We start from the raw sequence: 12,255 nt of genomic DNA on the forward strand, positions 1-12,255 counted from the left end.
CCTTTATCGAGGGCCCGAGGATAGCTCGCTGGGGAGCGGGCTCGAAATGGAGTTTGTCCTGACAGGTGCCCGACGCGATGGACGCGCCGGAGGCCTGAGGGCTCGAGCCATGATTCCCGCTGAAGTCTGGGTGATGTTCCTCGGTTACACGGTGCCGATGGTGTTCAGTCCGGGCCCCGGCAACACGGTGCTCGCCACCGCCGGAGGCCGCTTCGGCCTCCGCGGCACGCTGCCGTTCTGGGTGGGGTTCGAGGTGGCCAACGTCGCCCTGTGCCTGGTCTACGGACTGGGGCTGGGCCGGGCGCTGGAAGGGGTGCCCGCGCTGCTGCACGTGCTGCGCTGGAGCAGCGTGGTGTACCTGCTCCATCTCGCGTGGAGCTTCGTGCGCAGCACCCGCGCGCCCACCACGGAGGACGTGGAGCCGGAGCGCCTCGGCTTCGTCGAGGGCGTGCTCGCCGTCGCGCTCAACCCGAAAATCCACTCGATGATTCTGGTGATGTTCTCGCAGTTCCTGCGGCCGGAGCTCGGGATGCTCGCGCAGACGGCGCAGCTCACCGGGGCCTTCCTGGTCGTCTGCGTGGCGTGCCACTTCCCGTGGATCTACGGCGGGAAGCTCATCCTGGGGCGCTTCCGCTCCGAGCGCGCCCTGCGCATCCAGGGCTGGACGTTCGGCGCGTGCATGGTGGCGGTGGCCGCCTACGTCGCCGTGGCGTGAGCCGCTCCCGAAGGCCGCGGAGCCTCGTGGCTCCGCGGGCCTCCAGGTCCTGCCGTTACCGCTTGATGATGAACTCCACGCGGCGGTTCTCGCTGCGGCCTTCCGGGGTGTCGTTCGTCGCGATGGGACGCGACGGACCGTAGCCCTTGGCCTCCAGGCGCTTGCCGTCGATGCCGCGCTTGATGAGGTACGCGCGCACCGCCTCCGCGCGCTCCTGGCTCAGCGTGCGGTTGAGCTCCTCCGGACCGGTGTTGTCGGTGTGGCCCTCGATGCGGACGGCGACACCCGGACGCGCCTTCAGCTGCGCGGCCACGTCATCCAGCACCTTGGTGCCCTGACCCTCGATTTCGGCGCGACCCACCGTGAAGGTGACGCGACGGTCCGCGAGCGACAGCTTCTCCTCCACCGGCGCCGGCTCCGGGCAGCCCTGGCGACTGGCCACGCCCGCTTCGTTCGGGCACTTGTCCTGGTCATCCGGGATGCCGTCACCGTCCGTGTCCTTCGGGGCCGGGCAGCCCTGGTTCTCGGCCGTGCCCTGCTGCTTGGGGCACTTGTCCTCGTCGTCCGGCACGCCGTCACCGTCCGTGTCCTTCGGGGCCGGGCAGCCCTGGTTCTCGGCCGTGCCCTTCTGCTTGGGGCACTTGTCCTCGTCGTCCGGCACGCCGTCCCCGTCCGTGTCCTTCGGGGCGGGGCAGCCCTGGTTCTCGGCCGTGCCCTTCTCGTCGGGGCACTGGTCCTTCGCGTCCGGCACGCCGTCGCCGTCCTTGTCCGGGCAGCCACCCGCGTCCTTGCTGCCGGCCTCGTTCGGGCACGCGTCCGTCCGGTCCGGCACGCCGTCACCATCCGAGTCCGGGTCCGGGCAGCCCTCATTCTCCACCGAGCCCGCCTCGTTCGGGCAGCGGTCGGACTTGTTGAGCACACCGTCATTGTCGTCGTCGTTGTCCGGGCACTGCTCGGGCGTGTGCTTGCGTCCGCCCTGGCAGACGTCCTCGCGGGCGGGGTTGTGTGCCCACGCGATGCCGGCGCCCAGACGCCACGCGGGCGTACCGGGGATGTTCGTGAAGCCCTTTCCGGCGAGCGCGTTCACCTCGAAGCCGTGGCCGATGGGCAGCCGCACACCGCCGAGCAGCTCCACCGCCACGTCGGGCTGCACCAGCGACTCGGCCACCTGCAACGCGAGTTCGCCGCGAAGCCCCTCGCCGCGCGTGGCCACGACGACGGACTGCTCCAGCTCCGTGCCCACGTCGCGGCCCGGGTTCGCCTCCGTCGACCGGATGCGCGCGCCCGCGCTGGCGCCCAGCGCGAACATGCCCACCTCGCGGCCGAGCGAGACGCGGGGCGAGAACTGCAGCCCCGCCCAGTGCTCCTGCCGACCGAAGGCGCTCGCGCGTCCACCGGGGAGGCCCACGTCCAACCCCACCGCGAGCGACAAGGGCGCGCCCTCGTCGCGACGCAACAGCGAGTAGCGCGCGCCCACCTCCGGCGTGCCCAGCCCCGAGGACGACGGCGTGGAGATGCCGACGTACATGCCCTCGCCATGGCCGCCCTGGTGGATGATGACGGGCAGCCGCGCGGACAGCTCCAACCGGTCCACCGGCGACCAGGCGCCCTGCACCCAGGCCGACGTGCGGTAGTGGAGGATGGAGCGCTCGCTGCCGTCGCTGCCCTCCAGCACCAGGATGCCGCGCTCGTAGCCCACGAGCAGGCTGAGCCGATAGCCGCCCTCGTTGAGCAGCCGTCCGGTGTCCACCGTCAGCGAGTCCACCGCCGACGCGTTCAGCCGCAGCCGCTCCGCGTCGAAGGGGCTCAGGGGCGTGGAGGTCGTCTGCGCCGAGGCTCCACCCGCCGAGGCCAGCGCCGCGGCGAGCACACACATCCGTGCTGATTTACGCAAGGGAAGGTCCTTCGAGCTGAAGAGTCGGAGGAGAGGATTCGAGGAGCTCATCGACCCGCCTCCTCGCGGCCACGACGGCGCCCCGCCCACACGGCGAGCACCGCCAGCACCACCAGCGCCAGGTTCGCTCCACCGCCCGCGGCCTGGCAGCTACCGCCGGCGATGCGCACCACGAAGGTCTGCACGGTGACGTCGAACTCGCAGCGGGACGAGTTCCCCGAGGCGTCCGTCGCGGTGACGGTGACGCGCGTGCGGCCCGACGGGAAGCGCGAGCCGGACGGGTGCGACGTCGTCACGGTGACGGGGCCGGAGGTGTCCGTCGGAGGCGGCACGCTGTAGGTCACCTCCGCGCCGCCCTGCGCGTCGGATTGGACCTCGATGTTCGCGGGGCACGTCAGCGTGGGCGCCGTCGTGTCGCGCACCGTCACCTGGAAGGTGCAGGTGACCTGCTGACCGCCGGTGTCCACCGCCGTCGCCGTCACCGTCGTGTCGCCCAGCGGCAGCGTGCTGCCCGAGGGCGGCGAGTACGTCACCGTGGGCGCGGGCCCGCCGTTGTCGGACGCCGTGGCCGGGGGGTAGTCCACCACCGCGCCCGACGCGCTCGTGGCGTCCACCACCAGGTCCGCCGGACAGGTGATTGTCGGCGGGTCGTCGGACACATCGACCGTCACCGTGGCCACGTTGCTGTCGAGTCCGCAGTCGCGCGCCCGGTAGGTGAAGCTGTCCGGTCCGATGTAGCCCGGATTCGGCGTGTACGTGAGGTTGGGTGGCGTGCCGCTGAGCGTGCCGTGCGCCGGCGGCGTGACGATGATGAACGTGAGCGGAGAACCCTCCGCGTCCGTGCCCGTCAACGTCACCTCCGCGGGCACCCCGTTGCTCGAGAGGGCCGACAGGCCCTGCACGGTGGGCGCGGTGTTCGGCACCGCCTGCACCACGCGGCCACTGCCCACGCCGTTGGCGAAGACGGAGAGCACATACGCGCCCGGCGTCGCGCTCGCGGGGATGGTGGCCGTCACGCCCGTGGCGGACATGTCGCTTCCCGGCAGGCTCCACAGCCGCCGGCCCTCGATGGCCTGCAGGCGCGCCTGCGGGAAGGCCGCCGAGGAGTCTCGGTAGTCACCCGAGCTGGCGTGGGAGATGCCCTGGAACCCCGTGCCGGTGATGCGCACCGGGCAGCCGAGGGGCACCTGGTCCGGCGTGGCCACCGTCGGCCGCCACGCGGGCTGCGCACCCGTGTCGTTGTAGCGCGAGGCGCTCGCCAACCAGAGGCCGCCCGCGTCCTGTCCGCCGAAGGTCAGCGCCTCGCCGGTGGACAACACGATGAGCTTGGAGAACGACCGGCCCTCGGGCAGGTTCGCCGCGGGCTGCCAGGTGTTCGTCACCGGGTCGTACAGCTCCGCGCTGTCCAGCACGCTCCCCCCACCCTCGCCACCCGAGACGAGCACGCGCCCGGAGGGCAGCAGCGCGGTGGCGTGATAGGCCCGCGCCGTCGTGAGCGTCCCCGCGGGAGACCAGGTGTTGGTCGTCGGGTCGTACAGCTCCGCCGTCGCCGTCTCACCCGTGGGCGACTGACCTCCCGCCGCCAGCACCCGCCCGGACGGCAGCAGAACCAGCGAGAAGTGGGCCCGGCCCTCCGCGAGTGGCGGGACGGGCGTCCACGTGTCCGCCGTCGGGTCATACAGCTCCACCGTGTTGACCGACGTCGCGGCGAAGCGACCGCCCGCCACCAACACCCGGCCGTCCGGCAACAGCACCGCGGCGTGGTTCGAGCGGGTCTCCGGCGTCGTCGCCGCCGGACGCCAGGTGTTGGCGCTCACGTCGTAGATCTCCGTCACGCCCGCGAGCCGTCCGCCCGTCACCAGCACGTCGCCCGTCGCCAGCAGCGTCGCGGTGTGACCATCGCGCGCGCCCGCCATGTTCCCCGCGGGCGCCCAGGTGTTGGTCGTCGGGTCGTACCGCTCCGCCGAGGACAGGCGCGCACCGCCGTTGTTGGAGCCGCCGACCGCGAGCACCTGCCCCGAACGCAGCAACGTCAACGTGGCGCGCTCGCGCGTCGTGGCCATCGCGGCCGCGGGAGCCCACGAGTCACTCGCGGGCGTGTAGCGCTCCGTGCCGCTGAGCACGCCCGTGTCGTCGCGACCTCCGGCGACCAGCACCTGCCCCGAGGGCAAGAGCGCGGCCGACTGGCTCTCACGCCCCGTCGCCAGCGCGCCGGCCGGCGTCCAGCGGGAGCTGGAGGCCTCGTAGCGGTCCGCCTCCGCGGAGAAGACCGTGGGCCCACCCGACTGGTTGAAGCCGCCGGCGACCAGCACCTGACCGGTGACGAGCAACGTGGCGGTGGCGTTCTCACGGCCCACGGTCACCGTGCCCGCATCGCTCCAGGTCCCCGTCGCCGGGTCATACATTTCCGAGACGGTCTGCCCCACCCTCGCGTCGTCCGAGCCGCCCATGACCACGACCTTCCCATCCGGGAGCAGCGTGGCCGTGTGCCCGTTGCGAGCAAGCCGCAGCGCGCCCGTCGCGGTCCAGGTGTTGGCGGTGGGGTCATAGATTTCCGATTGCGCGATGACACCCGAGGCCGTACGGCCGCCCGCGAGCAACACGCGGCCATCGGGCAGCAGCGTGCCCGTCGCGTAGTGACGCGGCACCAGGGGCGGGGCCGCGAGCGACCAGGTCCCCGCGGTGGGGTCGTAGAGCTCCGCGGAGGGAACCTCGACCGCGGCGTTGTTGAAGCCACTGACCACCAGCACCCGGCCATCCCTCAGCCGCGCGGCGACGTGGGCACGGCGGGCGGCGGACATGGAGCCCGTGGGCGTGAAGGTGTTCGTCGTCGGGTCGTACAGCTCCGCCGTCGCCAGGCTGGAGCCGCCCGCGACCAGCACCTGCCCCGAGGACAGCAGCGTGGCGGTCGGCAGCGCCCGGCTCGCGGACATCGCGCCCGTGGCGGTCCAGGTGTTCGCCGCCGCGTCGTACAGGCGTCCCGTCAGGCTGCCGTCCGTGAAGGCGACGGCGCTGCCCGTCGGCAGCATCACGCCGAACGTCGTGTTGCCGGTGATGCCCGGGGCCGCGACGACGGACCAGGCGCCCCGCGTGGGGTCGAACCGCTCCGCGCTGGTGACGAACCCCCCACTGTTGACGCCGCCCACCACCAGGACGGAGCCCTCCGTCAGCGGGATGGCGGCATGCTGGCCACGCGCGGTCGCCATCGCCGCGGTCGAGGACCAGCCGGGGTCGACCACCAGCGGTGCCGAGAGCCCCGCGAGCGCGACCTCGGAGACGATGCCCACCTGGGGGCTCACGACGTCGAACACCTTCGCGACGGCGCTCTCGCGCACGCCCGACAGCCGCGCTGTCCCACGGCGCGAGGTGCCTTGCGCGTCACGGACCTCGGACGGGTGGAAGCGCAGCACCGGCGAGCCGTCCTCGTCGAGGAACTCGATGACCTCGCCCGTGTCCCGCAGCCGCGTCACCGTGCCCGGGAGCGTGACGCGATACTCGGCGCGGTGGGTGGGCTCGGAGGCATCCACCACCCAGGCCTCTTCGATTCGCGAGCCGCGCCAGCCCTGGCTCAGCTCCGCGAAGCCGCCCACCGGGAAGAAGAAGTGACGCTCGCCCACGTACGAGACCGCGCCCTCGTGGCGCGGCATCCCATGGTCGGCATCCCCCGGCGACGACTCGACCCGGAAGGACAGCCCTCGGGTGGAAATCTCCAGCGCCCCGCTCCCGGTGAGCCGGGCCGTCAGCACCCGCGCGTCCGCTCCGGAGGCTGGCGTGTCCGACGAGGAGAAGCGCCTGGGGGCACCCTCGTCCGTGGCGAGCTCCGGGAAATAGCTCCGGGCCAGGGCGAGCGCATCCTCCGCCGCGGGCAGTTCGCGCTGAGGCTCGCACGACCACACCATGGCACAGCACAACATCAAGACCAGGCGTTGCAAGACGCATCTCGACTGCATCTGTCACCCTCCCAGGACCCGAGCATGAATCACGGGCCTACGCGCCGGGGCGCGTGCCACGCGGAAGGACCCGCGCGTGTCGACGCACGCTGTATCACGCTTTTCCTTGAACCGGACCCACTTGACTCGCCCTGGGAGGTCATGTGGGGTCCCCGGCACCAGGAGGCATCCGTCCATGACGTCGACGAAACACGAAGTCGTGACCGCACCGGGGCTGCCCAAGCCCGTGGGCCCCTACTCCCCCGCGATGAAGCTGGAGTCGCTGCTCTTCGTCTCCGGACAGGCCGCCACGGACCCGGCCACCGGGAAACAGGCGGAGGGAATCGAGGCGCAGACGGAGCAGGTGCTGCGCAACCTCGAGCGCATCCTCGTCGCGGGCGGCTCCAGCCTGCAGCACGTCCTGCGCTGCGGCGTCTTCCTGACGGACATGAAGGACTTCCGTCGGATGAACGCCGTCTACGAGCGCGTCTTCGCCGGCCACCGCCCCGCGCGCACCACCGTGCAGGTGTCGGCGCTCCCCGACGAGGGGCTGATGGTGGAGATCGACTGCGTCGCCTACGTGCCCTGAGCCGCGCGCGAGGGTCGTCCGAATGAGGACCGGAACTGACCTAGATGGTCCGTACCGTGGCCCTTTCTTCTTCCGGAAGGCCCGATGCGACCGCCCCTCCTCGTTCTCTCCTTGCTCCTGACGTGGACGGCCCACGCGCTCCCGCCGGCCTCCGCTGCTGGAGTCACGCCCGTGAAACCGTCGTCCGATGACTGCTGTGCCGTGCTGGAGTTGAGGCAGTACACGCTGCGCGAGGGGCAGCGGGACGTGCTCGTCTCGCTGTTCGAGCGGGAGTTCATCGAGAGCCAGGAGGCGCGAGGCGCCCGGCTCGTCGGTCAGTTCCGGGACGCGGAGAGGCCCGAGCGCTTCGTGTGGCTGCGCGGCTTCGCGGACATGGGGGCCCGTGAGGTGGCGCTGAAGTCCTTCTACGGCAGCCCGGTGTGGAAGGCGCACCGGGAGGCCGCGAACGCGACGATGGTGGACTCGTCGAACGTGCTCCTGTTGAAGCCGCTCCCCGGTCGACGTGGGTTCCCCGCGCCGACCCAGGCACGCCCGGGTGTGGAGGCGCGAGAGGTTCCCGGCTCACTCGTCGTGGCCACCATCCTCCACCGCGACGCGCCCGTGGACGCGGCGTTCCTGGAGTACGTCGAGGAGCAGTGCATACCGGAGCTGACCAAGGCGGGGGCTGCGCCCCTGGCGGTGTTCCAGAGCGAGCACGCGACGAACACCTTCCCCGCGCTGCCCGTGCGCGAAGGGGCGCACGTGGTCGTCTTCTTCACGCGCTTCGCGAGCCGGGAGGCGTACCGAGCGCACCTGGAGAAGCTGGAGGGCGCTCGCGGCTGGAAGGAGACGGTGCGCCCGGGGCTGCGCGCGCGGTTGAAGGCCGAACCGGAGACGCTCTTGCTGGAGCCCACGGCCCGCTCACGGCTCAAGTGAGCGGACCGGTGGGCGGGGGCGGCGACTACTGCGCGCAGTAGACGGCGCGCTCGAACTTGCCGGTCACCTCGACGATGGAGGCGGAGCGGACCACGTACTCGCTGGCGCCGACGTGCGTGTCGGCGTTGCACCAGTCATACGTGTAGCCCAGGCCGGTCCACGGGTACTGGGTGCGCTGCCAGAAGCCGTAGCTGGAGGCGAAGTACGCGTTCATCCAGTTCTTGTGCTCGTTGGTGGCGGACTCGGGGAACTGCAGGCCGCAGCTGCCGTCGTCGATCTCCGAGTCCGGGCAGGGCCGGAACATGTCGGAGGGCTTCACCCACAGCTCGACGATGTAGCGCCCGCTGTCGCTCTCGCCCGCGGGGGGCAGGCCCAGGTACTGGTTCACGCGCGCCACCAGCTTGTCCTGGGGCACCGTCTTGCAGAACGTCTGGAGCTGGGGCGCGGGGGTGACCCACACCTCGCGCGACAGCGTGTTCTGGCCGAGCGTATAGCCCTGGAAGGTGGTCCAGATGGCCATGCGCACGGCCGTCTTGTCCGCGTTCCACACGAGCTTGGTGTTGGACGGGCTGATGGCCCACAGGTCCGTGGAGATGTCCGTGCTCGTGGGCTCCGCCGCGTTGCGCACGGCCTCGGCGTAGGTGGAGGCGTCACACGCCAGGGGCGCGGGCGGCTCGGGGGTGTTGTCGTCGTCGTCGCCACAGGCGGTCAGGGACAGGAGGGCCGCCGTGGCGGTGAGGCTTCGCAGGGTGCGCGGAAAGGCACTGAACATCATTCGTCTCCAACTGGGAGTCACAGGTTTCCTGGAAGTGTAGTGGAACCTGGGATTCAGAGCACCCCCGCAAACCACCTGAGTCGCGCGCGCCCCTCGGTGCATCTTCAGCCTCACCCCGGGGTCAACCCCACCGACAGAATCCAGGGGCGCCGCGATGAGCCCAATGAAAGCCATCGTGGCCATGCTCCGGAGCAGCACGGTGTTCGCGACAAGCCTCCTCCAGCATCCGCTCCGCGCCAAGGGGACCGAGCAGCTGCGGCCGCGGGAGCTTGAGCGCGACATGGCGCCCCAATGACAGGTCCTGCGGCGACGCCTCGAGACTCCCGGTCGCGGCCCGCGCGGGAATGCCACGGCCAACCGGCCGACGCGCGCCATGACCCGCTCCACCCACACCCGGCCAGCCCCCGCGCAAGCCGGGTCCGAATCACCACCCCGGGGCAGACAACGGCCGGGCCTGAATCCCAGACGTGACGAAACTTCTCGCTCGTTCCAATGTCTCAGGGGGGCGTGTAGCGAGAACTCCTCCTGCAAGGCATTGACGCCATTCATTGTCCCAGCCGCCAGATGAATGTCGGCCCACCGCCGCCGTCTGGGACCGGGGGTGGGGTTTGCCGCTGGGGAGTCTTCACCCAGCTTGCCTCGAGTGGCCGGTCCATTTCGGACCGCCACCGGGGCGCATGGCCCGTGCGACGCCGCTGGTGAGCGCGGTGCCCGACATGCCCCGAGAGGAGAACACATGAAACGTTGGGTGGGTTGGATGGCCATGGCCGTGGTGCTGCTGTCGGCCTGGGGGACACACGCGCAGCCGCCGAAGACGGAGGCCCCACGCGAACAGGGGCTGGCCGTCACGAGCTGGATATATCTGGATGGGATGGTGGCGCCCTGGCAGGACTTCTCCTGGGCGCAGCACTCGTTGACGAACACCTCGCCCGTCTCCGGAGGACGGCACTCCATCTCCGTGACGATGCGAGCGCATGAGGGCCTGTTCTTCTTGACGGAGCCCCAGAGCGTCAACGCCACGGCCGCGCTGGTGCTGCGCGTGCACGGCGGCACGGGAGGTGAGAACGCGGCGGTGCAGGTGCGCGCCTTCGAGGAGAACGTGCTCACCCCGGGCACGCCCCTGGGCGCCCGCTGCACCGGCGGCCGCGTCCGGGCCAACACCTGGGTGACGTGCAGGGTGCCGCTGTCGGCCGTCATCCCCGTCGGCTCGCGCATGAAGGGCCTGGTGCTCCAGGAGGCGCTCGGGCAGACGCTGTCCACGCTCTACTTCGACGAAGTGCGCCTGGAGGACTCGAACGGCCCGGCCCCCGTGCAGGTCACCGTCTCCCCGCCCGCCGTGACCCTGCCGCCCGGAGGCACGAGCACCTTCGTCGCCACGGTGACGGGCTCCACCAACACCCAGGTGCGCTGGAGCGTGCGCGAGGGCACCGCGGGCGGCGCCATCACCCAGGCGGGCGTCTACACCGCGCCCACCGCGCCCGGCACCTACCATGTGGTGGCCCAGAGCCTCGCGGACACCAACCAGTCCGCCGAGGCCACCATCACCGTCAGCGCCGCGCCCGGGGGTGGGCTGTGGGTGTCTGGTTATTACACCGGCTGGAACGCGGACCTGTATCCGCCGGAGAAGGTGGACTTCAGCGCGCTGACCCACATCTTCGTCGGCCGCGCGACGCCCAACGCCGACGGCACGGTGAACACCCAGTTCGACAACGACAACGGGCCAGCCATCGCGCGCACCCTGGCCACGCGGGCCCACGCCGCGGGGCGCAAGGCCCTCATCATGGTGGGCGGCGCCGGAGAGCACGACGGCTGGGTGGGCGCCGCCTCCAACGCCAACCGCGCCCGCTTCGTCCGGAACCTCATCGCCGCCATGGACAGCTTCGGCTACGACGGCCTGGACATCGACTGGGAGCCCATCGAGGTGGCGGACCGGCCCAACCTGCTGGCGCTGGTGCGCGAGCTGCGCGCGGCCCGGCCCAACATGCTGATGACCATCCCCATCGGCTGGGTGAACAACAACTTCCCCGAGGACGCCGACCCCTGGTTCAACAACCTGGTCCCCTACATGGACCAGATGAATGTCATGACCTATGAGATGACCGGCCCCTGGGGCGGTTGGGATTCGTGGTACGGCTCCGCGCTCACGGGCGAGTCCGGCACGCGGCCGACGTCGGTGTCCTCCAGCCTCAACGCCTGGGCGAACGCGGGCCTGCCCAAGGCGAAGCTCGGCATGGGCATCCCCTTCTATGGCATGGCCTGGCGCAACATCACCGGCCCCTACCAGCCCTACACCGACTGGTCCGACTACGTGGGCAGCGACAACGACTTCCCCTACGCGCGCATCCTCCAGCTGTCCGCCAGCGGCACGTACCGCTGGGACGCGGCCGCCCAGTCCAGCTACGTCACCTTCACCCGCCCCGTGGTGGACGGCACCGTGCGCTGGATTTCGTATGACTCCCCGCAGGCCATCGCCGCGAAGGGCGCGTGGGCGCGCGCCAACGGCTTCGGCGGCACCATCATCTGGACCCTCAACCAGGGCTGCACCAACCCGGCGACGGGCACCAATCCACCACTCGACGCAGTGAAAGAAGCGTTCCAGCCCTGACCCTCGCGGTGCCCGGAATGGGAGAACGGCACGCCCGCGATGGCGAAATCGCCGCCCTCCTAGCCGCTTCCCCTCGGGTCCGACACCCGGGCCCGAGGGGGACCCGCGACGTACGGTGGGACACTCGCCAGTCGATATCCGCCCTCCCCTGGGTTGTAGACGTGCCAGCCACTCCACTTCCGAAGCGTGAGGTGATTGGCGCATGGGGAGGGGCAGCCTTGGCGTTCGCGCCGTTGGCGCCCAGTCTGCAATGGCAGGAGGCAACGGCAGGATTCACCTGACCGTCGCTGGAGCATCACACATGAAAGCCATTCAGAGCGTCCTCACCGCCGCCATCGCGGCGTCTGTCTTCACCGCCACCACCGCTGACGCGGCCACCGCCACCGCCAACCTCACCGTGACGGCAGCCGTGTCCGGTTCGTGCACCATCAACTCGGGCACGCTCAACTTCGGCAACTACGACCCGGTCATCATCAACTCGAGCCTGGGCATCGACCTGCTCGGGACGGGCACCATGGGCGTGCAGTGCACCCTGCTGGGCACGGGTGTCATCACCCTGGGCCAGGGCCGCAACGCCGCCGCGGGCTCGACGGACGCGGTGCCCCTGCGTCGCATGAAGAACACCAACTCCAATGACTACATGTCCTACCTGCTGTACCAGGACCTGACGCGCCTGGTGGTCTGGGGCAACACGGCCGGCACGGGCCTGGCGTACGTCGGCACGGGTATCTCCATCCCGGTGCCGGTCTACGGCAACGTGCCGCGCGGGCAGAACGTGCCCTCCGGCACGTACAACGACACCGTGGTCGCCACCATCACCTTCTGACCCGGTC

General features: G+C 70.9%; 8 protein-coding genes. 5 read left to right on the top strand and 3 right to left on the bottom strand.

Annotation, left to right across the window (positions count from 1 at the left end; all coding sequences use genetic code 11):
• Positions 1-109: 109 nt before the first annotated feature.
• Complete coding sequence (locus LXT21_RS40585; protein WP_254043623.1) at positions 110-715, top strand: LysE family translocator; 606 nt, start codon at positions 110-112, stop codon at positions 713-715.
• Between the two features lie 55 nt (positions 716-770).
• On the opposite strand, the gene LXT21_RS40590 is transcribed toward LXT21_RS40585, so the two are convergent.
• Positions 771-2,609, bottom strand: a complete 1,839-nt coding sequence (locus LXT21_RS40590; protein ID WP_254043624.1) for an OmpA family protein — start codon at positions 2,607-2,609, stop codon at positions 771-773.
• 47 nt (positions 2,610-2,656) lie between these two features.
• Complete coding sequence (locus tag LXT21_RS40595; RefSeq protein WP_254043625.1) at positions 2,657-6,541, bottom strand: kelch repeat-containing protein; 3,885 nt, start codon at positions 6,539-6,541, stop codon at positions 2,657-2,659.
• A 193-nt stretch (positions 6,542-6,734) separates the two neighbouring features.
• Between LXT21_RS40595 and LXT21_RS40600 the strand changes: the two genes are divergently transcribed.
• Together LXT21_RS40600 and LXT21_RS40605 are read left to right on the top strand one after the other, a co-directional pair.
• Positions 6,735-7,127, top strand: coding sequence for a RidA family protein (locus LXT21_RS40600; protein ID WP_254043626.1), 393 nt, complete (start codon positions 6,735-6,737; stop codon positions 7,125-7,127).
• A 171-nt stretch (positions 7,128-7,298) separates the two neighbouring features.
• A complete protein-coding gene (locus LXT21_RS40605; RefSeq protein WP_254043627.1) occupies positions 7,299-8,042 on the top strand; it encodes an NIPSNAP family protein in 744 nt (247 codons plus the stop codon).
• A gap of 25 nt (positions 8,043-8,067) precedes the next feature.
• Here the strand turns inward: LXT21_RS40605 and LXT21_RS40610 are convergent, their stop codons facing one another.
• Positions 8,068-8,817: a hypothetical protein gene (locus tag LXT21_RS40610; RefSeq protein WP_254043628.1), complete on the bottom strand. Its 750-nt coding sequence runs from the start codon at positions 8,815-8,817 to the stop codon at positions 8,068-8,070.
• 736 nt (positions 8,818-9,553) lie between these two features.
• Between LXT21_RS40610 and LXT21_RS40615 the strand changes: the two genes are divergently transcribed.
• Complete coding sequence (locus LXT21_RS40615; RefSeq protein WP_254043629.1) at positions 9,554-11,422, top strand: glycosyl hydrolase family 18 protein; 1,869 nt, start codon at positions 9,554-9,556, stop codon at positions 11,420-11,422.
• A 301-nt stretch (positions 11,423-11,723) separates the two neighbouring features.
• Positions 11,724-12,248 (top strand): fruiting body development fimbrial-like coat protein PRU, encoded by a 525-nt coding sequence (gene pru / locus LXT21_RS40620; RefSeq protein WP_254043630.1) that lies wholly within the window; start codon positions 11,724-11,726, stop codon positions 12,246-12,248.
• Positions 12,249-12,255: the final 7 nt, after the last annotated feature.

It is taken from the genome of Myxococcus guangdongensis (assembly GCF_024198255.1).
GTDB classification, from domain to species: domain Bacteria; phylum Myxococcota; class Myxococcia; order Myxococcales; family Myxococcaceae; genus Myxococcus; species Myxococcus guangdongensis.

Coding starts and splice junctions, on each gene's coding strand:
- LXT21_RS40585 (WP_254043623.1), top strand. CDS start 110: ATGATTCCCGCTGAAGTCTGGGTGATGTTCCTCGGTTACACGGTGCCG.
- LXT21_RS40610 (WP_254043628.1), bottom strand. CDS start 8,817: ATGATGTTCAGTGCCTTTCCGCGCACCCTGCGAAGCCTCACCGCCACG.
- LXT21_RS40615 (WP_254043629.1), top strand. CDS start 9,554: ATGAAACGTTGGGTGGGTTGGATGGCCATGGCCGTGGTGCTGCTGTCG.
- LXT21_RS40600 (WP_254043626.1), top strand. CDS start 6,735: ATGACGTCGACGAAACACGAAGTCGTGACCGCACCGGGGCTGCCCAAG.
- pru (WP_254043630.1), top strand. CDS start 11,724: ATGAAAGCCATTCAGAGCGTCCTCACCGCCGCCATCGCGGCGTCTGTC.